Raw genomic sequence first — 24175 nt, 5'->3', positions numbered from 1 at the left:
ACCTTCCGCGCGGCACTCAACCCGCGCATTAGGGTAGGAGCCTGAGTGTTTCGATGCGGCCGGACGCCGCGGGCCGATTCCGACGGGAGCCTCGATGGACCTGCTGCGCGACAACCTCGGCGACGCCGCCGCCTACAGCATCGTCGGGGTGGTGCTCCTCGTCGTCGGGTTCTTGGCCCTCGACCTCGTCACGCCGGGGCGGCTGCGCAACCTGATCTGGCTCGAACACAACCGCAACGCGGTCATGCTGGTCACCGCCCAGGTGATCGGACTGTCCATCGTCCTCGTCGCCGGCATCCGGGACTCGATGGCTCTCGAACTGTGGCGTGGAGTGCTCTACACGGCGGCCTATGTCGTCCTCGCGATCGCGGTGATGATGTGGTCGTTCGTCCTCATCGACTGGCTCACCCCCGGCAAACTCGGGACCCTCCTGCTCGACGACGATCAGCACCCCGCGGGGTGGATCTGTGGTGCGGTCTTCATCGGTGTCGGCGCGGTGATCGGTGCGGCCATCGGGCTGTGAGCCACCACCCCGCCCCAACGAGCCTCACCACGCTATTGACGGTGAGACAATAAGCTCCTAGGGTCGTGCCTCGAAGGTTGAACACCATCGAGGGGAAAACACGCATGGCTGCGCCACTGATCGAGGAATCCATCGTCATCGACGCCTCCGCGGAGGACGTATGGGCGGTGATCTCGGACCTGCAGCGGATGGGCGAGTGGAGCCCGCAGTGCAAGAAGATGATCATCCGCGGCGGCACCGTCGGCCTGGGCACGAAAACCATCAACATCAACCGTCGCGGCCCGCTGGTCTGGCCGACCACGGCCAAGGTCGTCCGCTTCGCCCCGGCGCAGGAACTGGCATTCCGCGTGACGGAGAACCGGACGGTGTGGAGCTACACCATCGAACCGTCCGGCTCGGGGGTGAAGGTCACCGAGAAGCGTGAGGTCGGCAACGGCACCACCAAGGTGTCGTCGTTCCTGGTCGACAAGGTCATGGGCGGCACCGAGAACTTCGAGGTCGAGCTCAAGCTGGGCATGGCCGAGACGCTGGGCAAGATCAAGAAGGCAGCCGAGGCGGGAGCGTCGCGCGCCGCCTGATCCCCAGCCGGGTGCTGCCGCTGGTGGAGTAGTCGCTGCTTCCGCTGGTCACTTCGCCCGCGCTCTCGCTGGTCACCTCGCCCGCGCTCCCGCTGGCCGGGTAGCCCGCGCTCCCGGTAGCCGGGTAGCCCGCGCTCCCGGTAGCCACCTCGCGCGCGCTTTCGCTGGTCAACTCGCCCGCGCTCCCGCTAGGCAGCTTGCCCGCGCTCCCGGTGGCCAACTCGCCCGCGCTCCCGCTGGGGTCACCTCGCCCGCGCTCCCGGCGGTCACCTCGCCCGCGCTTCCGCTCGTCACTCGCCCGCGCTCCCGGTGGCCAACTCGCCGGCGCTCCCGCTAGGCAGCTGGCCGGCGCTTCCGCTAAGCAGCTCGCCGGCGCTTCCGCTAAGCAGCTCGCCGGCGCTTCCGCTAGGCAGCTCGCCGGTGCTTCCGCTGGTCGAGTAGCCACCGAGCCGCTAGGCGAGGTTGCGTATCGAGACCCCGCTGTGACACAGGATCGCTCTCGATTACCCAGAGCCCATGAGGTCTCGATACGCCCTTCGCCTAGCGGCTCAGGGCTACTCGACCAACGGGGTGGTCCCCACCCCTCGGCCGGCTTGCTCATCACCAGCGGGGTGGTCCTCACCCCTCGGCCGGCTTGCCCATCACCAGCGGGGTGGTCCTCACCCCTCGGCCGGCTTGCCCATCACCAGCGGGGTGGTCCCCACCCCTCGGCCGGCTTGCCCATCACCAGCGGGGTGGTCCCCACCCCTCGGCCGGCTTGCCCATCACCAGCGGGGTGGTCCCCACCCCTCGGCCGGCTCGCCCATCACCAGCGGAGGGTCCCTACCCCTCGGCGAGCTTGCTCATCAGGTCCGGCAGATCCGCGATGGAGTCGATGATGTGGTCCGGCACCGGCCCGAACTCGTCGCGCTGCAACGCCCGAAGGGCCTCCTCGCGGAACTTGCCGGTCCGTACGAGCACGCCGATGAGCGCCGCCGCCTGGGCACCGAGGACGTCGTTGTGCATGTCGTCGCCGACCATCACGACCTGTGTCGGTTCGAGCTGCATCAGGTCGACGGCGGCGCGGAAGCCGAGCGGGGACGGCTTGCCGATCGCCTTGATCTTGCGGCCCGCGGCCTTCTCCAGACCCTCCAGATAGACGCCCGTGTCGATGCTGAGCCCGTTCGCGGTCGACCAGGTCATCGACCGGTGCATGGCGATCACGGGTACCCCGGACACCATGAGTTCGAGGACCTGCGACAACGCCTGGTGATCGAAGACCGGGCCCGCACCGCCGAGCACCACCACCTCGGCACGTGACGGCTCGTCGGTGAGCTCCACCCCGCTCATGTCCTCGGCGATCGGACCCTGGTTGAGCACCCACACCCGTTTGCCCGGGTGATTGGCGGTCAGGAACTCCGCGGTCAGCTTGGCCGCCGACAGGATCTCCTCGGCATCGACCTCGAACCCGCATTCGTTGAGTGCCGTGGCGATGTCACCGCGTGACCGCGACGTCGTGTTCGTCAGGAACATGCGCGGATACCCCTGCTCACGCAGGGCAGCAACAGCTTCCACCGCTCCCGGCAGCGCCTTCCACGAGGTGACCATCACCCCGTCGATATCCAGCAGCAAACCCAGAGCCATAGTGAAAATCTAGTCCCGTCGGCGACACCCTGCACGACCGAGAGTCACGGATGGCATGCTGAGCGGATGCGAACGGTGTCCGAACACCAGGCTGTCGTCGCCGCGCTGTTCGACGCGCCCGACTCTGTCCGACTGCCCGTGACCCGGGCCCTCGGCTGCGTGACGGCCGATGAGATCGTCGCCGACGTCGCGCTTCCCGGCTTCGACAACTCCGCGATGGACGGTTACGCCGTCCGGGCCTCCGACATCGCCTCGGCCACAGACGAATTCCCGGTCACCCTGCCGGTCGCCGAGGACATCCCGGCCGGCCGTACCGATCAGCTGTCGCTGGCCGCAGGTACCGCGCACCGCATCATGACCGGTGCGCCGATGCCGGCCGGCGCGGATGCGGTGATCCCGGTGGAGATGACCGACGGCGGCGTCGAGCGGGTGGCGATCCGCTCGACGGTGCCGAGCGGCCGCCACATCCGCACCGCGGGTTCCGACATCCGGGCCGGCGAGCCGGCGATGCCCGCCGGTACGCGCCTCGGCGCACCCCAGGTGGGGCTGCTCGCAGCCCTCGGCGTCACCCAGGTCGCGGTACGGCCCCGGCTGCGGGTGGTGGTGCTCTCGACCGGTTCCGAACTCGTCACGCCCGGTCAGTCGCTCCGGCATGGCCAGATCTACGAGTCGAACGGACCGATGCTCACGGCTGCGGCAACGGAGGCCGGCGCCGACGCCACCCACCTGCACTACGTCACCGACGACGTGGACGCGTTCCGCGCACGCCTGGACGAGATCAGCGACGAGGCCGACGTCATCATCACATCCGGAGGCGTCAGCGCCGGGGCGTTCGAGGTCGTCAAGGATGCGCTGATCACCTCGGACGACATGGAGTTCGTGAAGGTGGCGATGCAGCCCGGCATGCCGCAGGGCTGCGGTCGCTACACCTCGCCGCGGGGGCGCCACGTACCGATCATCACACTGCCCGGCAATCCGGTCAGTTCGCTGGTGTCGTTCGAGGTGTTCATCCGCCCGCCCCTGCGTGCCGCGATGGGACTGCCCGCGGATCGCGACACGGTGACCGCCCGGCTCAACGCCGACGTCCGCTCACCGGCCGGCAAACGCCAGTTCCTGCGCGGTGTCCTCGGCAAGGACGGCGACAAGCCGGTCGTCGACCCGATCGGGCCACCGGCGTCGCATCATCTGCGCTACCTCGCCCGGGCCGACGCCCTGATCGACATCCCGGCCGGGATCGAGTCGGTGGCGGCCGGGTCGTCGGTCGACGTGATCGTCCTCTGAGTCCGGCGATGGCCTCGTGCCCGACTCCACCGCCGGGGCCGTCGGCGTGCACGCTCTAAGCTGTAGCGAACGGGCCGTGATCACGCACGAGCCCCCGGCGACAGCAGGAGGTTGATGGTGGCCAGGCGCCCGCGGCCAGACGGATCGCGCAGCGGAGTGGGTCATCTCGTCGACCTGGCACGCGAGACCATCCCCCCGGTCCACCCGGCGGGGTTGCCGTTCGTGGCCGCCCCGGCTGCGGTCGCGATACTCGGCCGCCGACATCCCTGGATCGCCCGACCGGCTGCGGTGACGGCCGGTGCCTGTGCAGCGTTCTTCCGCCACCCGAAACGGGTGCCCCCGACCACACCGGGTGCGGTCGTCGCTCCCGCCGACGGAACGATCTCGCTGGTCGACGAGGCCGTTCCGCCACCGGAAGCAGGACTCGGCGATGCGCCTCTGCCCCGCGTCTCGACGTTTCTCTCGATCTTCGACGTCCACGTGCAGCGCGTCCCCGTCTCCGGCCGGGTCACCTCGGTGACGCACACGCCCGGCGCCTTCGTGTCGGCCGATCTGCCGGAGGCCAGCTCGGTCAACGAGCGCACCACCATGACCCTGCGCTGCCCCGGCGCTGCGCAGTCCACCCACGACGTCGCGGTCGTCCAGATCGCCGGACTCATCGCGCGACGGATCGTGTGCGAGCCGACGGTCGGGACCGACCTCACCGTCGGCGACACCTATGGCCTCATCCGTTTCGGATCGCGCGTCGACGTCTACCTGCCCGCGGGCACCGCGCCGCAGGTACTGGTGGGGCAGCGCGCGGTCGGCGCCGAGACCGTCTTCGCGACCCTCGTCTGAACCGATGCCACCGACCGCCCGCAATCACCACCATCCGACGTCGCATCGAACGCCGACCACGCACGCGACCCGGCGCTCACGGACCACCGCCACCGCCCCGGGCGCACCGGACACCGACCGCGCCAGGTTCTCCAAGCAGGCCGCCGCGGGCCGGATGTTCGTGCCGTCGGCGCTGACCATCCTCGCCATCTGCGCAGGCCTCACCGCCATCCGGGTCACCGACAGCGGCCAGATCGATGCCGCGATGGCGCTGGTGGTGGCCGCGGCGCTCCTCGACGGCATCGACGGACGCGTCGCCCGGCTGATGGGTGCGGCGACCCGGATGGGTGCCGAGATCGACTCGCTCGCCGACGCCATCAACTTCGGAGTCGTGCCGGCGATCATCGTCTATCTGCATCTGATGCCCGGCACCGACATCGGCTGGTTGTTCACCCTCATCTACTGCTGTGCGATCGTGCTGCGGCTGGCCCGGTTCAACACGTTGCTCGACGACGACGATGCGCCTGGTTACACCCGGGACTTCTTCGTCGGTGTCCCTGCTCCCGCCGCGGCGATCATCGCGCTCTTGCCGATCGGACTGTCCCAGCAGTTCGGTTCCGGCTGGTGGACGTCGCTGCCGGTGGTGGGTGGCTGGCTGGTGTTCGTCGCATTCCTGGCCGTGAGCCGCATCCCGACGTCATCGCTCAAGACGTCCTCCATCCCGCCGCGAGCGTTGGTCGGACTCCTGATCCTGGTGGTCATCGGCGCGGCACTTCTGCTGACGTTCCCCTACGTGCTGATGATGATCGCGATCGGCGGATATCTGCTGCACATCCCGTTCGCGTGGCGCAATCAGCGGTGGGTGGCCTCGCGGCCGGAGCACTGGGACGCCCGCCCGGCCGAACGACGGGCCGAACGCCGCGCGATCGCCCGGTCACACCCGAGGCGAGAGCCACGACGGCAACGTCGAGGCGCGGCCAAGTCGCAGGCGCGCCTCGGTCTGCGACGACCCACCGGCCCTGTCCCGGCGGACTCGACCGAATCGCTCGAGACGTCGGCCGAGGAGAGCCGCGGATGACCGGACCCCACCAACTGACGCTCACCGCGCGCGTCAACCCGTCGGCCGCCGAGGCACGGCGTGGGATCGTGCGGGTGCATCCCGAGGTGCTCGCGGCATTGGGTCTGCGCGAGTGGGACGCCGCCTCGATCACGGGGGCACGGGTGACCGCGGCGGTGGTCGCGGCGGCCGGCCCCGACACACCACCGGGGACCGCGCTTCTCGACGACATCACCTTCTCCAACGCCGGTGTCCGGGAGAACGCGTCGGTGGTGGTGGCCCCGGTCGGGATCCGCGGTGCCGGGCGCCTGACGGTCTCCGGATCTGCGCTGGCCACGCGGTCGGTCGACGAGACAACGCTGCGCCGTGCCCTGCTCGGCAAGGTCGTCTCGGTCGGCGATTCGGTCTCCCTGCTCCCCCGCGACCTCGGTCCCGAGTTCACCGCCGCGCCGGCCACCCGGGCGCTCGCGGTGTCGGTCGGCATCACCTGGACCAACGAATTGCTGACAGTTGCCGCGACGGAACCGGACGGACCGGTCAGCGTGCAGACGAACACCGCCGTGCTGTGGGCCGGCGACCAGGTGGACGGGTCACCGACATCACAGATCCCACCGGCGGGGTCGACGATGGGCTTCGCCGCCGCGACGCCGCCTCGCCCGGCCGTGCCGTCCCGTGCCGGGGCGACAGCGCCGGAGGCGACGCGATCCGCCGGCAGCCTGGGCGTTCGATCCGGTATGCCCCCGGTCGGCACCATCCGCCCGGTGTCGACTCTCGTCGGCGTCGACACCCAGATCGCGAAGCTGACCGAATGGCTGGCCATCACGCTCGACGAACCGGAGGTGCTGCGGACCCTGGGCGCCGCACCCCGGCTCGGCGTGCTGATCACCGGCCCGGCGGGCGGCGGCAAGTCCACGTTGGCGCGGTCGGTGTGCGCCGAACGTCCGCTGACAGTGGTCGACGGGCCGACGGTCGGTGCACTGGAGGCCGGTGCACGCTTGGCGGCGGTACGCACGGCGATCTCTGGGCTGCGTCGGAGCGGAGGCGTCCTGCTGATCACCGACGCGGACGCACTACTCCCGGCACCGAGGGAGTCCGCAGCGCCGGAACCGGTGTCCACCCTGATCCTGGACGAGCTGCGCACAGCCATCGCCGACAGCGGCATCGATGCGCCCGGCGCCGATCCGGAGAACGGGCGGATCGCGCTGATCGCCACCTCCGCCGAGCCCGTCCGCCTCGACAGTCGGCTGCGCGACCCCGAACTGTGCGACCGCGAGCTGATCATCAGCCTGCCCGACGCCCCGACTCGCGCCCGGCTGCTCGGGGTCATCCTCACCGACGTACCCGCCGACGGACACCTCGACCTCGACCTCATCGCCGCACGCACGCCGGGTTTCGTTGCCGCCGACCTGGCCGCCGTCGCCCGGGAGGCGGCCCTGCGGGCGGCCGCGCGGGTGACCGGTGCCGCTGACGGAGATCGGCCCGCCCCGGCCTTGCGCACCGACGATCTGCTCGGCGCGCTCGATGTCATCCGGCCGGTGTCGCGGACCGATTCACCGGAGGTCACGCTCGGTTCGATCACGCTCGACGAGGTCGGCGACATGGTGGAGACCAAGCAGGCGCTGACCGAGGCGGTGTTGTGGCCCCTGCAGCATCCCGACACCTTCACCCGCCTCGGTGTCGACCCACCCCGCGGCGTACTGCTGTTCGGCCCGCCGGGCTGCGGCAAGACGTTCGTCGTGCGGGCGCTGGCGGCGTCCGGTCGGTTGTCGGTGCACACGGTGAAGGGCGCCGAGCTGATGGACAAATGGGTCGGGTCGTCGGAGAAGGCGGTTCGCGACCTGTTCGATCGCGCCCGGGAATCGGCGCCGTCGCTGATCTTCCTGGATGAGGTCGACGCGTTGGCTCCGCGGAGAGGCCAGTCCAGCGATTCCGGCGTCGCGGATCGGGTGGTGGCGGCTCTGCTGACCGAGCTCGACGGCGTCGAACCCCTGCAGGACGTCGTCGTCCTGGGTGCGACGAACCGTCCCGATCTGATCGACCCGGCACTGCTCCGGCCGGGCCGACTCGAGCGTCTGGTCTTCGTCCCGCCACCGGACGGCGCCGCGCGAGGTGACATCCTGCGGGCGTCGGCACGCAATGTGCCGCTGGCCGATGGTGTGGACCTGCAGTCGTTGGCCGACGACCTCGACGGCTACTCGGCCGCGGACTGTTCGGCGCTGCTGCGCGAGGCGGCGTTGGCCGCGATGCGGCGCGACATCAACACCGCCACCGTCGGCCCCGACGACATCGCCGAAGCCCGTAGCCGGGTCCGGCCGTCGCTGGACGCCGCACAGGTGGAGAACCTGAAAGGCTATGCCGAGCGGCGTCTGAGTTAGCGCCGATGGGTGACTCGATCACGGGACGCAGACCCCGCAGGTCGATCACCCGAGCAGCGCGCGCCGCAGCATGTCGGCGACCCAGTCGGCATGCTTTCGCCTGCTCCAGCCGAGCTCATCGCACAGCAACCGGCCGACATCCGGGCTGACCAGCGCGAAGATCGTCTCGGCGGCGGCCTCCTCGCTCATCCGTAACGGTCCACGTGCAGCGAACCAACGCGCATAGAGCCTCATGTTGCGCATCCGATTCCGCTCCAGGGTCGCCATCGTCTCCGCGACCGCCGGCTCGCTCTGCGCAGCGCTGCGCATCACCTCGAAGACCGGCCGAAGCACCACGTTGAGCTTGGTGATGAAGTCGGCGAACAGCTCGATCTGGCGGATCGGGTCGGTTTCGTTCATCACTGCCTGCCCCTCGGGGCTCTCCGCGACATTCGCGACGGACTCATCGGGTACCAGCCGCAGATCGATGATCGCCGGGACCAGCTCCGCCTTCGTGCCGAAGACCGCGTGCACGGTATCCCGCGCGACCCCGGCACGTTCCGCGATGTCCCTGATCGTCGCCTTCGTGTAGCCGCGTTCGCGGAAGAGCTCGTCGGCCGCCTGCACGATCCGGACACGGGTGCGCTCCGCTTGCTCCTCGCGCACTCGGGACGAGTACGTGCGGGAACCCTTGACGTCGTCCATCCATTGATCCTACAGTTGATGTAATCATCCGACTCTAAGTCGGATCAATACGAGAAGGCACGACCATGGACCTGATCACCGGACCGCCCCCGGACGAGGTCGTCACCGCGATGGCAGAGGTCGACGGTGTCCGGATCACCCCGGCCGTGCTGACCACACAGACCGGCCCTGCCGGCGGACTCGGCCCGGAGAGCGCCGCGGCAATCCTGGTGTTGCAGGGGACCTTCGTCGACCGGGGCCGGTTCGACGAGTTCTGGCGGCAGGCCGCCGAGGTCCTCGCGCTGCTCACCACCGCGCCCGGGTTCATCCGTCGGTACAACTTCGCCGACGGCCCGCATTACACGATGATCGCCTTCTGGCGGTCACTGGAGGACGCGATCAGATTCTTCGACCGTCCCGAGCATCAGGCGGCGATGCGCTCGACATTCACACAGCGCTGGAACTACACCCACTTCGCCGGCCTGTGGCAGGTCGCCTCAGAGCACCGGCGGCTGTTCTTCTGCCAGAACTGCGACGGCATCATGCCATCGACCGAGTCGCGCTGCACCGACTGCGGCGCGCCCCTCACGGATCCCTGTGGAGGCTCCGATGTCCCAGCAGCTCACAGCGTTTCTTGACGAGTGGCTCCCGATACAGACCGCCACCGGGCGGGATGTGCACAGCGGTGACCCGTCCTCCTGGATGGACGCCTGGTCCCACCGGGAGCCGGTGTCGGTGTTCGGCGCCGGCGTCCGGGCTCGCTCCGGGTGGCCGGAGGTGCACCGAACAATCACCTGGGTGGCCGACATGTGCGTTGACTGTCAGGCCTACGAGTACCAATTGGTGACCGCGGACGTCCGTGGTGACATCGCCTACACCTGCGGCTTCGAGCGCTATACAGCAACCAGGTCCGACGGCCGGACGGTCCACAACGAGCTACGGGTCACCCAGATATACCGACGCGAGAACGGCGCGTGGCGCATCGTGCACCGGCACGGCGACCACGCGCCGACTCCCTGACCGGCAGTCCGAATCAGGCGCCGCTCGATCCCTGTGTGGTCTGGTTCGGTGCGGTCTGCCCGCTCTCGCCGGGCAGCTGACCCGACTGTCCCTGACCCTGTTGGGTCTGACCCGGCATCTGCCGCAGGCCACCCTGCGGCATCTGTCCCATACCGCCCTGCCCGGGGACCTGCCCCGTGCCGCCGCTCTGGCCTGGAGGCATCTGACCGAACCCGCCCTGGCCGCCGGGGCCCATCCGGCCACCGCCCTGCATGTTCATGCCCGGGCCCTGGTCCGACGACGAGGAGTCGCCCACGACATAGCCGGCCCCGAAACCGAGCCCGGCGAACACCACGGCGACACCGATCCCGCCGGCGATGACGGCGTTGCGCAGCTTGTCGCTGACCCCGTTCGAATCGTTCGTCGGTGCTGGATACGCGCTCGACTGCGCCCCGGCGGGCGGATAGGGCGGGAACGGCGGGTTGGGTCCCGACGGCGTCGACGAGATGGGCTCGGTGGGCGCATTCTCCGATTGAGAGAGCCAGTTGTGATCGGCCTGCCGGCCGCCATGTTCGTCGTGCGGCTGATCCACCGGCTGTTCGCTCGGCTCAGCGATGCTCTGATGAGGTGTGGACATCGATGTCTCACTTTCTGCGAGGGAAAAGTGACATCCACGGTGCTGACGATGGCTGGCCGTCGACTGCCACGGACCTGCCAATTGCCTGTGAGATCGGACGAACCGGGCGTAGCGGGCCCGGGGAGATTCTCAGCTCAGCCGACAGACACCTGATAGAACACCGACGATCCCCCGCCGGCTGCCCCGGATGTGCTGCCCACCTGCACCCAGTAGGTTGTCCCGTCCTTTGCCCCGGACAACACGACCACCCGCTGCCCGCCCTCGGTGGCGCGGTCTGACTCGGTGAACCCGTTGTCGGTGAGTGTCCTCACCGCCGCGTCGAGAACGTTGCCGGCGTCACGAGTGCCCTGCACGGTCACCGACCACCCGTCGCCGCGGTTGCCGTCGGCGGTCAATACGGTCCCGGCGACCAAAGGAACCTGTTGGGAAGGGAAATCCGATGGCAGCGCCGCGCCGTCCGGACGGTCGTCGCCACCCCCGCCGCACCCGACGAGGAAGACGAGTCCCGCCACCGCGACGGCCAGCGCCAACCACAGCCTGTCGAAGCGGATCATGTCCGCAACGGTAAAGTAGACAGCGCCGGGCAGTGCCCGTGACACCCCGCCCGACATTCGAAAGACGGTGTGCCAACTTGATCCCTGTGCTGGCTGCGCTCGCGCTCAGCGCGCTGTGCGCACCTCCGGTGATCCGACGGTTGGGTACCCGCGGCTTCTACGTCCTCGCCCTCGCCCCCGCGGGTGCGCTGGTGTGGGTCATCGTGAACTGGCCGCAGGCCGGGCAGACACCACTCGTCCAGACGATCTCCTGGGTGCCCGTACTGCACATGGACATCGTCCTGCGGTTCGACACCCTCAGCGCGATCCTGTCGGTCCTCATCCTCGGTATCGGTGCACTGGTCCTCTGCTACTGCGCCCACTACTTCGACGACGCGCGACCGCGTGTCGCGGTGTTCGGCGGCGAGATGATCGCGTTCGCGGCAGCCATGTTCGGCCTCGTCGTCAGCGACAACATGCTGGTCCTGTACGTGTTCTGGGAACTGACCACCGTGCTGTCGTTCATGCTGGTCGGCTTCTACGGCATCCGGGCAACCGCACGCCGCGCCGCCACCCAGGCCCTGCTGGTGACCACGGCCGGTGGTCTCGCGATGCTGGTCGGCATCATCATGCTCGGCGAGCGCAGCGGCAGCTATCTGCTCTCGGATCTGATCGCAAACCCGCCGGCCTCGGGCGCTTACGTCGACTGCGCTGTCGTCCTGCTGGTGATCGGCGCGCTGAGCAAGTCGGCCATCGTGCCGTTCCACTTCTGGCTCCCCGGCGCCATGGCCGCACCGACACCGGTCAGCGCGTACCTGCATGCGGCCGCGATGGTGAAGGCAGGCATCTACCTGATCGCGCGACTCTCGCCCGCGTTCTCCACCACGCCGAGCTGGCATGTCGCCGTCGTCGTACTCGGCATGGTCACGATGCTGCTCGGCGGGTGGCGGTCGCTGCGGGAGCTCGATCTCAAGCTGATACTCGCCTTCGGCACGGTGTCGCAGCTCGGATTCCTCGCTGTTCTCGTCGGCATCGGCGATGCCAACGTCGCCATGGCCGGTCTCGCCATGCTCGTGGCGCACGCCCTGTTCAAGGCCGCGCTGTTCATGGTCGTCGGCATCATCGACCACTCGACCGGTACCCGCGACATCCGCAAACTCGCCCGGCTCGGACAGCGGCTACCGGTGCTCGCGCTGACCGCCGCGGTCGCGGGCGCGAGCATGGCCGGGCTGCCGTTCACCATCGGGTTCGTCGGCAAGGAGACCGCGTTCGGATCGGTGTGGGACACCGGCGCGTATCTGCCCTGGCAGTCGGAAACCATCGACATCGTCCTGCTGGTGGGGTCGGTGATGACCTTCGCCTACACCTGCCGGTTCCTGTGGGGCGCGTTCGGCCGCAAGGTCCGGGCCACCCCTAGTCCGGCCGTGGTCAAGATGCATCCGCCGGGCGTGATGTTCTACGCCGCGCCGGTTCTGCTGGCCGCGGCCGGGGTGGTCGCAGGTTTCCTCAGCCCGCAGATCGGAGATCTGTTCGAGCCATACGCCCAAACGCTGCCCGCCTACGGCCACGAACTCGAACATCTCGCGATGTGGCACGGCTTCGGCCTGCCGGTGGTCTTCTCGATCATCGTCATCGTCGCCGGCGCCCTGCTGTTCCTGGTCATCCGCGCGCTGCGGGGACGGTTGTTCCGGTATCGCCCCTTCCTCAACGCCGACCGCATCTACGACGCGACCCTGCGTGGCGCGGACACCGTGTCGCTGTTGCTGACCCGGAACACCCAGCGCGGTTCCCTGCCGATCACACAGGGCGTGATCCTGTCCACGGCGATCATCGTGCCGATCGCCGCACTGTTCTGGGGAGCCCGGAACCGGCTGCAGATCGTCGGTTTCGACACCGCCCCCCAGTTCGTGATCGGCGGGATCATCGCCGTCGCCGCGCTGGCGTCGGTGTTCTTGCGCAACCGTCTCGCAGCGACCCTCGTGGTGGGCCTCACCGGTTACGGCGCCGGCATGCTGTTCGCCCTGTGGGGCGCGCCAGACCTCGCACTCACCCAGTTCCTGGTCGAGACACTGACCCTGGTCATCTTCGTGTTGGTGCTGCGTAAGCTGCCTGCCGAACCCGAACCACGTCATGCCACCGGCTTCAAACCGGTGCGCGCCCTGATCGGCATCGCCTTCGGGGCGTCGCTGGTGGTGATCGGTCTGTTCGCCGCGGCGGCCCGCGCCGAGCAGCCCCTGCACGTCGACATCCCGCAGGCGGCCTACGAGTACGGACACGGTTCGAACGCCGTCAACGTTCTCCTCGTCGACATCCGTGCCTGGGACACCCTGGGCGAGGTGTGCGTGCTCATCGTCGCGGCGACCGGTGTGGCGTCGATGGTGTTCCGCAATCGACGCTTCGGAGCCGCTCCCCGCATCGCCGACGCGGCGCGGATGCAGTCCGGGAGCAACGGCGAGGACGTCGACGATCCGATCCCACCGGATCGCACCCGATGGCTGCTCGGCAGCGACTTCCGCGACCCCCGCCACCGGTCCATGGTGCTCGAGGCGACGACCCGGCTGATCTTCCCGACGATGGTCGTGTTGTCGGTCTACTTCTTCTACGCGGGTCACAATGCGCCCGGCGGAGGTTTCGCCGGGGGTCTCACGATGGGCCTCGCGCTGGTCCTGCGCTACCTCGCCGGAGGTCGATATGAGCTCGGCGAGGCGCTCCCGGTCGAAGCGGGCACCATCCTGGGCGCCGGCCTGGCGATCTCGGCCGGGACCGCGGTCACCTCGTTGTTCCTCGGTGCACCGGCGCTGTCGTCGGCGGTCTTCGAGGTGACGTTGCCCGTGCTCGGTGACGTGAAGATGGTGACCGCGCTGTTCTTCGACCTCGGCATCTACCTCATCGTGGTCGGACTGGTCCTCGACGTGCTGCGCAGCCTCGGCGCGCGACTCGACGTCGAGTCGAGCGCCGTCGACAACCAGCAGGCGCCCGTCCGCATCGTCGCGGGGGAGGTTTCGCGATGAGTGTCAATCTCGGATTGCTGATCGTCGTCGGAGTGCTCGCCGCGTGCGGCGCATACCTGCTGATGGAGCGCAGCCTGATCCGTATGTTGTTCGGGCTGCTGCTGTGCGGCAATGCCGTCAACCTGTTGATCATCGTCGTGTCCGGCGGCATGGGGAATCCCCCGATCATGGGCCGGGCGTCGGACAACCGTCCCTTGGACTCCGATCCGCTGGCGCAGGGCATGATCCTCACCGCGATCGTGATCACGATGGGCATCGCGGCATTCGTGCTCTCGCTGGTCTACCGACTGTTCGTCATCAACCGGGACGACGTGGACGTCGAGGACGACACCGAGGACCGCAAGATCGTGACCGGCTCGCTGCAGACCGCGCCCGACCGCGACCGCAGCGACGATCCGGTCACACTCGCGGACACCACCGCAGGCGACTTCTTCGACGACGAGGGCAACCCGCTCACCCCCGAGGAGTACGCGGCCGCCCACGCAGACGTCATCGAGACCGACCTCATGCCCGCCGATGCGGACGTGCTCGACGAACTCGGTGGCGGCATCGACGATGTCGACGACCCGACCAGCGGAGTGACCCGATGATCCCGCAGCCGTCGTGGGTCCCGGTGCTCATCGCCCTGCCCACCCTCGTGCCGATCATCGCGGCCGCCCTCACCCTGCTGCGGGGCCGCAGTCCCCGCTTCCAACGACCGATCTCGGTCGGCGCCATCCTGGTCGCGTTCATCGCGTCCTGCATGCTGCTCTACCTGACCAACGAGCACGGCACCTTCGCGGTCACCATCGGTGGGTGGGATGCCAAGGGCTTCGGCAACGGACCGCTGGGCATCACGCTGGTCGTCGATCAACTCGCCGCACTCATGCTGGTCGTCTCCACCATCGTGTTGCTCTGCGTCGTCGTCTACGCGATCGGGCAGGGTATCCGGGACGGCACGTCGCATCAGCCGGTCTCCATCTTCTTGCCGACCTATCTCATCCTGACGGCGGGCGTCTGCAATGCATTCCTCGCCGGTGACCTGTTCAACCTGTACGTCTCCTTCGAGGTTCTGCTCGCGGCGAGCTTCGTGTTGCTGACCCTGGGTGCCAGCCCCGACCGTGTCCGTGCGGGCGCGTCGTACGTCATGGTGTCGATGGTGTCGTCGCTGATCTTCCTGTCGGGCATCGCGTTCGCCTACGCGACGACCGGCACGCTCAATCTGGCGGAGATGGCCGCACGCCTCGACCACGTCCCCGACGGCACCCGTACCGCCCTCTACGCGGTGCTGCTGGTCGCGTTCGGGATCAAGGCGGCGGTGTTCCCGCTGTCCACGTGGCTGCCGGACTCCTACCCCACCGCACCCGCACCGGTCACCGCGGTGTTCGCGGGCCTGCTCACCAAGGTCGGCGTGTACGCGATCGTGCGTGCGCACACCCTGCTGTTCCCGGGCGGATCGATGGACAACGTCCTCATGATCGCCGGGTTGCTCACCATGCTGGTGGGCATCTTCGGCGCGATCGCCCAGTCCGACATCAAACGACTGCTGTCCTTCACGCTGGTCAGCCACATCGGCTACATGGTGTTCGGGATCGCGCTGTCGTCGCGGTTCGGGTTGTCGGCGGCCATCTATTACGTCGCCCACCACATCCTGGTGCAGACCACACTGTTCCTGGTCGTCGGACTGATCGAACGCCAGGCCGGGTCATCGTCGCTGCGCCGCCTCGGCGGTCTGATCGCCAGCCCGGTGCTCGCCGCACTGTTCCTGATACCGGCGTTGAATCTCGGCGGCATCCCACCGTTCTCGGGGTTCATCGGCAAGACCGCCCTGCTCGAGGCCGGCGTGCAGGATGGATCGGTGCTCGCCTGGACGCTGGTGGCCGGGTCGGTGGTCACCAGCCTGCTGACGCTGTACGTGGTGGCCCGGGTGTGGACCAAGGGCTTCTGGCGCCCACGTGCCGACGCCCCGGAGGGCGACCTCGCCGACGTCGCGCCGTCGGCGCTCATCGACGAGAGCACCGACGACATCTCGTTCGACGACCGCGCCGACGTCGGGCGGATGCCGCTGGGCATGGTGTTGCCGACCGTCGCGATGGTCGGCGCGGGCCTGGTCCTCACGATCTGGGCCGGCCCGATCCTCGGCTTCACCGAACGCGCGGCCACCGACATCACCGACCGCGGGATCTACATCGAAGCTGTACTCGGGGGTGAGGGCCGATGAGTTCGCAACCCACACCTGGCCTCCGCGCCCGCATCATCGTCGTCTGGCGAACATCGCTGCTGTTCATCTTCTGGAATGTGGTGAAGGGCTTCGTCTGGTTCCGCGAACACGTGCGGATACCGAGCTGGCTGGGCAGCGACTCCCGCGAGATGGCCGTCCGGCTGTGGACGCTGGCGTGGCTGACCTTCGTCTGGGTACTGCTGTGGGGCACCATCTCCTGGGCCAACATCATCGGTGGACTCATCCTGGCGACCCTGATCGTGACGCTGTTGCCGCTGCCGCGCGTCCCGGTCGAGGGCCGCATCCATGTGGTCGCCCTGGTCGCGATCGTCGCGCGACTCGTGGTCGACTTCTTCATCTCGAGTGCGCAGGTGGCATGGGCCGCGGTCCGGCCGGGCAAACCGCCGTTGGGTGCGGTCATCCGGGTCCGCGTGGCCATCAAGTCCGACATGGTGCTCACCCTGGCCGTCGACTACCTGAACCTCGTACCCGGCACGATGGTGCTCGAGATCGACCACCGCCGTCGCATCCTCTACATCCACGTCTTCGACGTCCGCACCGAGAAGCAGGTGAAGGCGTTCTACAAGCAGGTCGAGTTCGTCGAACGGTCCTTCATCCGCGCCTTCGAGCGGGACAGCGAGTGGCATCCGAGCCCGTACCACGGGATCGACGACGAGTATCACCGCGTGCGGTACCTCGGACGGGACGAGACCGCCACCGAGGCGCTGAACGACGTCACCTCGGACGGGAGGAACCGATGATCGGTGTCTGGATCACCGTGAGCGCCATGCTGATGGTCGCCGCGGTGCTGACGACCATCCGCGTCCTTCGCGGTCCGTCCTCGCTCGACCGGCTCGTCGCACTCGACACCATGATCGCGCTCTGCATGTGTGGACTCGCGGCGTGGGCCGCCTACAGTCGTGACTCGACGGTCGTCCCGGCGATCGTGACGTTGTCGCTGCTCAGCTTCGTCGGATCGGTCGCCATCGCGCGTTTCCGGGTGAGGGATGACGAGACATGATCGGTGACATCATCTCGTCGGTGCTGCTGCTGCTCGGCGCGACCCTGGCCCTCACGACATCGATCGGCCTGCTCCGCTTCCCGGACACGCTGAGCCGCATGCACGCGTCGACCAAACCGCAGACCTTCGGACTGCTGATGATGCTGATCGGCGCCATCATCCGCCTCGGCCACAGCGTCGACATCGGCATGCTCATCCTCGCGGGCATGTTCGCACTGATGACCGCACCGGTGATCGCCCACCGCATCGGCCGGCTGGTCTATCAGGAGCAGCGCGCCCGCGACGGCGTGATCACGCGCGAGGAGATGGAGAACCCCGCGCGGGACTAAGGCGTGCCCTAGTCCAACTCCCCCACCACGGACGCGACCACCTCACGCATGCTCTGGGTGCGCCGAAAGACCTCCCGTTGCCGCATGTAGCTCGCGCCGCCGGCGGCGAGGTCGCGGACGCGGGCGAGTTCGGTGGCACAGTTCAGGTCTCGCGCCACCGGTTCGAGGCGGGCCACCAGATCTGCCACGTCCTCGGTGACCAGTCGCTCGTTGCAGTCCGAATCCAGGATGACGATGGCATCGAGTCCGTAACGTGCTGCCCGCCACTTGTTCTCCTGCACTAGCCACGGCGCCATCCGGGGCAACTCCTCGCCCGCCTCGAGTCGCCGATCCAGTTCGACGACCAGGCAGTGGATCAGCGCCACCACGGCGGACAGGTCGGTGAGGTTGGTCATCCCGTCACAGACCCGCACCTCGATCGTGCCCAGGTGCGGGGAGGGGCGGATGTCCCACCGGATCTCGTTGATGTGGTCGATGATCCCGGTGGTCTTCTGGTCGGTGACGAACGCCTCGAACTCCGCCCAGGTGCGGAACTGGAACGGCAGGCCGGCCGTCGGCAGCTGCTGGAACATCATCGCGCGGTTGCTCGCGTAGCTCGTGTCCTGGCCGCCCCACATCGGCGACGACGCGGACAGCGCCAACAGGTGGGGGTAGTAGTTCAGCAGCGCGTCCAGGATCGGTAACACCTTGTCCCGGTGGCTGATCCCCACATGGACGTGGACACCCCAGATCAGCATCTGCCGGCCCCACCACTGGGTGCGCTCGATCAGCTCCGCGTACCGATGCCCCTCGGTGAGCAGCTGTGTCGACCATTTCGCGAACGGGTGGGTACCCGCGCCGTAGAGGTCGACGCCGAGTTCCTCGGTGAGGTCACGCACCGAATGCAAGGTCGCCGACAGATCCGCGATCGCTTGCGGGGTGTCGCGGCAGACACCCGTGACGATCTCGACGGTGTTGCGCAACAGCTCTTTGTGCACCTTGTCACGCCGCGACGGACAGCGCTGGGACACCAGCGCGAACAGGTCCGCCGCCGAATTCGACAGATCGCCGGTTCCCTTGTCGGTCAGCGCGAATTCCCATTCGACCCCCAGTGACGGGGTCGGCGAACGGTCGAATTCGATCGGGGTGACCACGACGTCAGGTCACCTTGGCGTGTCGGGTCACTCGTTGGCCTCGATCACCCCACACGCGATCCGGCTGCCCGCGTCGCCGGTCGACATGGTCTGCTCGTCCGCCGGTGGCGTGTAGCGGGTGGGGATGTTGCCGAAGTTGTCGGCCTTCTCGTGGATCACGATCGCCTTGCCGACGATCTGCCCGAGGTTGACCGCATCGGTGGTGGTGACCGTCTCGCCGGTGCCGTCCTTGAGGATGTTCAGCGACACCAGGTCGCCACTCGCAGGATGGCCGGTGTGCCCGTCCACCTGGAGGTGGCCGCCCGCGCTGGAAAACGCACTGTCCCCGCCGGTGTCGCAGACGCCGTTCTCGTGGATGTGCATCCCATGGAAACCGGCCGGCAGGCCACTGTCGGCGTTGACGCGGACGTCTATCTTGACCGACGAGCCGCTCGGCGTGAAGGTCGCCTCGCCGACGGACTTGCCCGTGTCGTCGATGATCTTGGCGGTGGCGTCGCCCTTCGGGGACTGGCTGACCCCGTCGGCGTCGTCGATCTCGCCGGGAGGCGCCTGGTTGCCGGTGACCACCGATGGTGTGGTGCCGGGGACGTCCGTGGGCGGTTCGTCAGGAGTACATGCCGCCAGCGCCGCGCCGGCGATGCCGACCGAGGCGAGCACGGCGAGCGTACGCCGAGCGGAGCCGCGGGTCCGGGCACCGGTCGTCTTGCCTGATTTCGAACTGACGATCATCTCACTCCTTGTGATCTTCAACGGGCCGTGATCTTGTCGGTCTGCGGGGGCCGGGTGCTCATCGTGTGACCACGATGACGGGGATACCGTCGGAGCACTGGGTGAACGACGACGGACGCGGGTCCACGCTGGCGTCGCCGCCGAGCGCGGAGGCCACCTCGTCGGCCGCCGACTTCTGGCCGTCGTCGTAGAAGATCGTGTTCTCGGTGATCGACGACGTCGACAGGTTGCCCGGCTCCGCGGTCTGGAATCCGGCGGACTTCAGGGTGTCGGTGACCTCGGAGGCCAGACCCGAGACCGAGCCGGCATTGAAGACACACAACTCCGGTACATCGGCCGACGCCGTGCCCGAGGAGGTGGCAGCGCTACTGCTCGCGGTCGTCGTGGTGGCCACCTGCGTCTGCGCCGCCTGCAGCTCCTTCTCCGGGTCGTTGCCACTGGTCGCCGCGGAGTGCCACCCCAACCCGAGGCAGACGATGGCGACCGCCAACAACATCATGGCGCCGGCCCGCAACGGCAGTCGACTCGGTTCGCGATCAGCATTCATCACCGAGAACCTTACTTCACATCCGAGGGCGGGCCCGCCGCGGTCGCGGTGTCAACGGATGGGTCGGATCAGGTGATCTCGAAGCCCAGACGGCGGGCCGCACGGGCCTTCTGCCGGGATGCACGCAGACGCCGCAAACGCTTCACCAGCATCGGATCCGCGGCCAGCGCCTCGGGCCGATCGACGAGCGCGTTGAGCACCTGGTAGTAGCGGGTCGCCGAGAGCCCGAAGAGCTCCTTGATGGCTTCTTCCTTGGCACCGGCGTACTTCCACCACTGCCGCTCGAACGCCAGGATGTCGTGTTCACGACGGGACAGGCCGTCCGCGCCGACCTCATGCGGGTCGGCGGCATTGGTCGCGTCGGCGGGAACTTCTGTGGGTGTGGGTTGATCGCCCTGCTTCTGGCTTCGCGCAGCTGCGCCGTCCATCTCGCTCCCTCAAGATCGCCTCGTGCACATCACATCACCGATCCGATCGGCGGTCCTCCCCGACCGGATCGATCAACACCACCGACCGGAGAATTCAGGTCACCGAACAAATCACAGCAATGTGGTTCGCTGATCATCTAACCACGATCGGCGAGCCGGTTCGCGGTGTGACTCGCCACGACTCGACGATGCCGACAACGCGCTCGGTAATCTATCCGGCATGGCAATTCTCCCGATCTGCATTGTCGGCGAACCCGTCCTGCATCACCCGACGGAACTCGTCGAGCTCGATGCGCAGCGGCGGCCGTCTCCGGAGCTGGTGACACTGCTCGACGACATGTTCGCGACGATGGATGCCGCCAACGGCGTGGGGCTGGCCGCCAACCAGGTCGGTGTCGGCAAACGGATGTTCGTCTACGACTGCCCCGATGGTGAGCGCTTCGAGGCGCGGCGGCGACGCGGTGAGGTGATCAACCCGGTGCTGGAGACCTCGGAGATCCCCGAGACCATGCCGGACCCCGACGAGAACGACGAGGGCTGCCTCTCGGTCCCCGGTGAGCAGTTCCCCACCGGCCGGGCGGACTGGGCGCGGGTCACCGGCGTCGACCGCAACGGCGAGGAAGTGGACATCGAGGGCACCGGCTTCTTCGCCCGGATGCTGCAGCACGAGGTCGGGCATCTCGACGGCTACCTCTACGTCGACGTGCTGATCGGACGCAACGCCCGCGCTGCCAAGAAGGCGATCAAACGGCAGGGCTGGGGCGTGCCCGGGCTGACCTGGTTGCCCGGGGCGGTCGAGGATCCGTTCGGCCACGACGACGAGGACTGATGGCGGACCGGGTGATTTCCTGGTGAACGGGACGTCGAGCACTCCGGACGGGCTGGCCGGCGGCGACCGTGCGCCTTTCGTGGGCGATCGTGTCCCCTTCGTGGGCGATCGTGTCGTCGTGCGGTATCGCCTCGGCGAGGCGACGCCGTCCGATTGGCGCCGCGACCCGGCGGCGGCGCTGTCGGACGTGACCGGAGTTCTGCTCGACGACTCGGACCCGCTGGTCGTCGACCGGGACGGACCGCAATCGATTCCGAGGTCGGCGATCACGTCGATCCGGTTGCTGTCGCGGGTGACGGTGCGCAACTCGGAGATCCGGGCGCTCGAGGAGGCGGCCGCCACCGCCTGGCCCGGTGTCGAGTCGGCGATGGTCGCCGGATGGATGCTGCGCGCCGGCCACGGCTTCACCCGTCGGGCCAATTCGGCCGTACCGCTGGAGTTCGGGGCGGGCACCGACGCGTCCACCCTGGCCGCGATCCGGAACTGGTACCGGGATCGGGGCCTCCCGACGCTGGTCGCGCTGCCGGAACGGCTCATCCCGGCCGGTCAGCTCGACGGCCGTCCGGCCAGCGGCCAGATCCAGATCCTGGTCCGCGATGTCGACGGTTTCGCCCGCACCACTGGCGGAACCTCCGTACGCCTCGACGACACCCCTGATGCCGCATGGTTGCGTGCCTACCGCGGCCCCGACGTCGACGTGACGACGGCGGCCACGGTGGTCGGCGCATCGCGCGGACCGGTCGTGGTGGCCTCGATCGCCGACGACGACCCGATCTCGATCGGACGCGCCACCGTCACCGAGGCCACCGACGGCACCCGCTGGCTGGGGCTGACCGCATTGTGGACCTCACCGGGGCACCGGCGCCGAGGTCTCGCCGCCGAGGTCATGTCATCGCTGGTGGCCTGGGGCGCCCAGCACGATGCGCGGCGGATCTATGTACAGGTCGAGGTCGACAACCGGATCGCCGGGACGTGGTATCGCGCCCTCGGTTTCGGCCTGCACCACCGGTCCCGCTACATCGAGTTGTGAATCGTGCTTAGGGTGAGCGCGTGACGGGGGCGAGGGCGACGCGGCAACGGGCGATGCTGTCCGTGGCCGGATTCGTGGTCGTCGTCATCGTCGCGGCGCTCGCGTGGCTCCTCGCCGATGGCGGCGATCCGGCGGGCGGCGGGAGTGCGACCCCTGGTGCGGCCCCGAGCGCGACGTCGGCGGCGGCGGGGCGCGCGTCGTCGACGAACCCGGCGGTCCCGGATCATGTCCTGACCACACTGGCTTTCATCGATGCCGGTGAGTGGCCGGAGGCCGCCAACGCGCCCGGTACCCACGGCGGCGACGTCTTTCGCAACAGCGAGGGCAACCTGCCCGCCACCGATGCGCAGGGTCGGCGGATCACCTACCGCGAGTGGGATGTGAACCCCAAGAAACCGGGCCAGAGCCGCGATGCCGAACGGATCGTCACCGGGAGCGACGGCACCGCCTGGTACACCGACGACCACTACCGGACCTTCGTGCGCATCCGGGGGCCCGACCAGTGAGCAAGTCACAACCGACGCCGTTACGCCGGTTCATCTTCGATGCGGGGCACAGTGGACCCGTCGTCGGAGTCCTTGTCGGCGAACAGCTTCCCCGGCTCGACGACGAGGTTGTGGTCCGGCAGGTGAACGGTCGCGAGATGCCGACAGTTTCGACGCTGTTCGACGAGTTCGCCCGATCCTGGGAGTTCGGGGATCATTTCGGCCACAACCGGGACGCATTCGACGAGTGCATGCGCGACCTCGGCGGCGACCGTCCCCCCGACGAGCCGCCGCCGACGTCGTACATCACGGCGATCACACACGCCGAGAGCCTGCTGCGCCGCGAGCCCGACGAACTGCGGTGGTTCGGCGAATCACTCGAGTTCTACCGGGACCACTATCGCGACAGCGCCACTCCCCCGGCGTCCTTCGCGGTGATCCTGCTGACCCCGTCACCGCTGCTGGGTTGGGTCCAGACCCGTTGGCGCGAGGCAAAATCACCCGTCGCCGTGATCGAGAGCTGATATGCGCATCGCCACCTGGAACGTGAACTCCATCCGCGCCCGCTCCGAGGCCGTGGTCGGTTGGATGGAACGTAGCGACATCGATGTCCTCGCCATGCAGGAGACCAAGTGTCGCGACGACGAGTTCCCGGTCATGAGCTTCCTGGCCGCCGGGTACGACGTCATGCACGTGGGCACCGGCGGATTCAACGGCGTCGCGATCGCGTCGCGGGTCGGCCTCGAGGAGGTGGAGATCGGCTTCGAGGGGCAGCCGACATTCGGCGCCGAGCACACCACTCCCGCCCGCGAGGCGCGGGCGATCTCCGCACGGTGCGGCGGTGTGCGGGTGTGGAGCCTGTACGTACCCAACGGGCGTGCACTCGATGACCCGCACTATCAGTACAAGCTCGACTGGCTGACCAAGCTGCGCGACATCGGTGCGTTGTGGCTCGCACACGATCCGGCTGCTCAAATCGTCCTCGCCGGTGACTGGAACATCATCCCCACCGATGGCGATGTCTGGGACCGTGCGGCTTTCGAGGGCAAGACGCACGTGTCGGGTCCCGAGCGGGCTGCGCTGGGGGCGATCCGCGACGCCGGCTTCGTCGACTCGGCCCTCCCTTACACCGACGCGTACACCTTTTGGGACTACACGCAGCTGCGGTTTCCCCGCAACGAGGGCATGCGCATCGACTATCTGCTGTGCTCGCCGGCGTTCGACGATCGGGTGCGCGGCGCCTATGTGGACCGCGAGGCGCGCAAGGGCAAGGGTGCGAGCGATCACGCGCCGGTCGTCATCGAGGTGTGAGGCCCCGCCGAGTGCCGTTCGGTACTTAGGTTAGGCT

Annotated in this window: 27 protein-coding genes; 19 read left to right on the top strand and 8 right to left on the bottom strand. The window is 68.4% G+C overall.

Annotation, left to right across the window (positions count from 1 at the left end; translation table 11 throughout):
• The first annotated feature begins 94 nt into the window (after nucleotides 1-94).
• Nucleotides 95-523 (top strand): DUF350 domain-containing protein, encoded by a 429-nt coding sequence (locus ACVT6V_RS07795; RefSeq protein WP_489899233.1) that lies wholly within the window; start codon nucleotides 95-97, stop codon nucleotides 521-523.
• A 104-nt stretch (nucleotides 524-627) separates the two neighbouring features.
• The gene (locus ACVT6V_RS07790) at nucleotides 628-1101 is read left to right on the top strand and encodes an SRPBCC family protein (protein WP_489899232.1); all 474 of its coding nucleotides are present in this window, start codon (nucleotides 628-630) and stop codon (nucleotides 1099-1101) included.
• 822 nt (nucleotides 1102-1923) lie between these two features.
• Here ACVT6V_RS07790 and ACVT6V_RS07785 read toward each other — a convergent pair.
• Nucleotides 1924-2724 carry an HAD-IIA family hydrolase gene (locus ACVT6V_RS07785; protein WP_489899231.1) on the bottom strand — a complete coding sequence of 267 codons (801 nt, stop codon included), beginning with the start codon at nucleotides 2722-2724 and terminating at the stop codon, nucleotides 1924-1926.
• A gap of 66 nt (nucleotides 2725-2790) precedes the next feature.
• On the opposite strand from ACVT6V_RS07785, the gene moeA reads away from it, so the two are divergent.
• The 4 genes from moeA to ACVT6V_RS07765 all read left to right on the top strand — a co-directional run bounded on the left by moeA (nucleotide 2791) and on the right by ACVT6V_RS07765 (nucleotide 8253).
• The gene (gene moeA / locus ACVT6V_RS07780) at nucleotides 2791-4005 is read left to right on the top strand and encodes a molybdopterin molybdotransferase MoeA (RefSeq protein WP_489899230.1); all 1215 of its coding nucleotides are present in this window, start codon (nucleotides 2791-2793) and stop codon (nucleotides 4003-4005) included.
• A gap of 117 nt (nucleotides 4006-4122) precedes the next feature.
• Nucleotides 4123-4842, top strand: a complete 720-nt coding sequence (locus ACVT6V_RS07775) for a phosphatidylserine decarboxylase (protein WP_489899229.1) — start codon at nucleotides 4123-4125, stop codon at nucleotides 4840-4842.
• 4 nt (nucleotides 4843-4846) lie between these two features.
• Nucleotides 4847-5899, top strand: a complete 1053-nt coding sequence (locus ACVT6V_RS07770) for a CDP-alcohol phosphatidyltransferase family protein (RefSeq protein ID WP_489899228.1) — start codon at nucleotides 4847-4849, stop codon at nucleotides 5897-5899.
• Entirely contained in the window at nucleotides 5896-8253 is a 2358-nt protein-coding gene (locus tag ACVT6V_RS07765) for an AAA family ATPase (protein WP_489899227.1), read from the top strand. The genes ACVT6V_RS07770 and ACVT6V_RS07765 overlap by 4 nt, the downstream gene beginning before the upstream one ends.
• 45 nt (nucleotides 8254-8298) lie before the next feature.
• On the opposite strand, the gene ACVT6V_RS07760 is transcribed toward ACVT6V_RS07765, so the two are convergent.
• Nucleotides 8299-8937, bottom strand: coding sequence for a TetR/AcrR family transcriptional regulator (locus ACVT6V_RS07760; protein WP_489899226.1), 639 nt, complete (start codon nucleotides 8935-8937; stop codon nucleotides 8299-8301).
• A 65-nt stretch (nucleotides 8938-9002) separates the two neighbouring features.
• Between ACVT6V_RS07760 and ACVT6V_RS07755 the strand changes: the two genes are divergently transcribed.
• Together ACVT6V_RS07755 and ACVT6V_RS07750 are read left to right on the top strand one after the other, a co-directional pair.
• Nucleotides 9003-9554, top strand: a complete 552-nt coding sequence (locus ACVT6V_RS07755; RefSeq protein ID WP_489899225.1) for an antibiotic biosynthesis monooxygenase family protein — start codon at nucleotides 9003-9005, stop codon at nucleotides 9552-9554.
• Complete coding sequence (locus ACVT6V_RS07750) at nucleotides 9526-9936, top strand: YybH family protein (protein WP_489899224.1); 411 nt, start codon at nucleotides 9526-9528, stop codon at nucleotides 9934-9936. The genes ACVT6V_RS07755 and ACVT6V_RS07750 overlap by 29 nt, the downstream gene beginning before the upstream one ends.
• A gap of 13 nt (nucleotides 9937-9949) precedes the next feature.
• Here the strand turns inward: ACVT6V_RS07750 and ACVT6V_RS07745 are convergent, their stop codons facing one another.
• Both ACVT6V_RS07745 and ACVT6V_RS07740 read right to left on the bottom strand, forming a co-directional pair.
• Nucleotides 9950-10552 (bottom strand): hypothetical protein, encoded by a 603-nt coding sequence (locus ACVT6V_RS07745; protein WP_489899223.1) that lies wholly within the window; start codon nucleotides 10550-10552, stop codon nucleotides 9950-9952.
• Between the two features lie 134 nt (nucleotides 10553-10686).
• Nucleotides 10687-11106, bottom strand: a complete 420-nt coding sequence (locus ACVT6V_RS07740) for a hypothetical protein (RefSeq protein ID WP_489899222.1) — start codon at nucleotides 11104-11106, stop codon at nucleotides 10687-10689.
• Nucleotides 11107-11183: 77 nt separating this feature from the next.
• Between ACVT6V_RS07740 and ACVT6V_RS07735 the strand changes: the two genes are divergently transcribed.
• The 6 genes from ACVT6V_RS07735 to mnhG are packed head-to-tail and all read left to right on the top strand — an operon-like array spanning nucleotide 11184 to nucleotide 17646.
• Entirely contained in the window at nucleotides 11184-14096 is a 2913-nt protein-coding gene (locus ACVT6V_RS07735) for a Na+/H+ antiporter subunit A (protein WP_489899221.1), read from the top strand.
• Nucleotides 14093-14686, top strand: coding sequence for a Na(+)/H(+) antiporter subunit C (locus ACVT6V_RS07730; RefSeq protein WP_489899220.1), 594 nt, complete (start codon nucleotides 14093-14095; stop codon nucleotides 14684-14686). Before ACVT6V_RS07735 ends, ACVT6V_RS07730 begins: the two co-directional genes overlap by 4 nt.
• Complete coding sequence (locus ACVT6V_RS07725; RefSeq protein WP_489899219.1) at nucleotides 14683-16296, top strand: Na+/H+ antiporter subunit D; 1614 nt, start codon at nucleotides 14683-14685, stop codon at nucleotides 16294-16296. The genes ACVT6V_RS07730 and ACVT6V_RS07725 overlap by 4 nt, the downstream gene beginning before the upstream one ends.
• A complete protein-coding gene (locus ACVT6V_RS07720) occupies nucleotides 16293-17057 on the top strand; it encodes a Na+/H+ antiporter subunit E (RefSeq protein WP_489899218.1) in 765 nt (254 codons plus the stop codon). The genes ACVT6V_RS07725 and ACVT6V_RS07720 overlap by 4 nt, the downstream gene beginning before the upstream one ends.
• Nucleotides 17054-17317, top strand: coding sequence for a monovalent cation/H+ antiporter complex subunit F (locus ACVT6V_RS07715; RefSeq protein WP_489899217.1), 264 nt, complete (start codon nucleotides 17054-17056; stop codon nucleotides 17315-17317). The genes ACVT6V_RS07720 and ACVT6V_RS07715 overlap by 4 nt, the downstream gene beginning before the upstream one ends.
• Entirely contained in the window at nucleotides 17314-17646 is a 333-nt protein-coding gene (mnhG, locus tag ACVT6V_RS07710; protein ID WP_489899216.1) for a monovalent cation/H(+) antiporter subunit G, read from the top strand. The genes ACVT6V_RS07715 and mnhG overlap by 4 nt, the downstream gene beginning before the upstream one ends.
• A gap of 8 nt (nucleotides 17647-17654) precedes the next feature.
• Here mnhG and ACVT6V_RS07705 read toward each other — a convergent pair whose 3' ends face one another.
• From ACVT6V_RS07705 to napA, 4 genes are all read right to left on the bottom strand, one after another.
• Nucleotides 17655-18779, bottom strand: coding sequence for a glutamate--cysteine ligase (locus tag ACVT6V_RS07705; RefSeq protein WP_489899215.1), 1125 nt, complete (start codon nucleotides 18777-18779; stop codon nucleotides 17655-17657).
• 27 nt (nucleotides 18780-18806) lie between these two features.
• Entirely contained in the window at nucleotides 18807-19508 is a 702-nt protein-coding gene (sodC, locus tag ACVT6V_RS07700; RefSeq protein ID WP_489899214.1) for a superoxide dismutase[Cu-Zn], read from the bottom strand.
• Nucleotides 19509-19566: 58 nt separating this feature from the next.
• Complete coding sequence (locus ACVT6V_RS07695) at nucleotides 19567-20055, bottom strand: LytR C-terminal domain-containing protein (RefSeq protein ID WP_489899213.1); 489 nt, start codon at nucleotides 20053-20055, stop codon at nucleotides 19567-19569.
• A gap of 68 nt (nucleotides 20056-20123) precedes the next feature.
• A complete protein-coding gene (napA, locus tag ACVT6V_RS07690) occupies nucleotides 20124-20483 on the bottom strand; it encodes a nucleoid-associated protein NapA (RefSeq protein ID WP_489899212.1) in 360 nt (119 codons plus the stop codon).
• A gap of 220 nt (nucleotides 20484-20703) precedes the next feature.
• Here napA and ACVT6V_RS07685 point away from each other — a divergent pair, with 220 nt between their 5' ends.
• The 5 genes from ACVT6V_RS07685 to ACVT6V_RS07665 are packed head-to-tail and all read left to right on the top strand — an operon-like array spanning nucleotide 20704 to nucleotide 24138.
• Nucleotides 20704-21312: a peptide deformylase gene (locus ACVT6V_RS07685; protein ID WP_489899211.1), complete on the top strand. Its 609-nt coding sequence runs from the start codon at nucleotides 20704-20706 to the stop codon at nucleotides 21310-21312.
• Nucleotides 21313-21334: 22 nt separating this feature from the next.
• Complete coding sequence (locus ACVT6V_RS07680; protein WP_489899210.1) at nucleotides 21335-22342, top strand: N-acetylglutamate synthase, CG3035 family; 1008 nt, start codon at nucleotides 21335-21337, stop codon at nucleotides 22340-22342.
• Nucleotides 22343-22395: 53 nt separating this feature from the next.
• On the top strand, nucleotides 22396-22848 hold the full coding sequence (locus tag ACVT6V_RS07675) for a guanyl-specific ribonuclease (protein WP_489900739.1): 453 nt from the start codon (nucleotides 22396-22398) through the stop codon (nucleotides 22846-22848).
• Complete coding sequence (locus ACVT6V_RS07670) at nucleotides 22845-23351, top strand: barstar family protein (RefSeq protein WP_489899209.1); 507 nt, start codon at nucleotides 22845-22847, stop codon at nucleotides 23349-23351. The genes ACVT6V_RS07675 and ACVT6V_RS07670 overlap by 4 nt, the downstream gene beginning before the upstream one ends.
• A gap of 1 nt (nucleotide 23352) precedes the next feature.
• Nucleotides 23353-24138, top strand: coding sequence for an exodeoxyribonuclease III (locus ACVT6V_RS07665; RefSeq protein WP_489899208.1), 786 nt, complete (start codon nucleotides 23353-23355; stop codon nucleotides 24136-24138).
• Nucleotides 24139-24175: the final 37 nt, after the last annotated feature.

The organism is Gordonia sp. LMA167 (assembly GCF_058130025.1).
The sequence above is the reverse complement of the archived record's forward strand: the minus strand, read 5'-3'. Positions and strand labels throughout refer to the sequence as shown.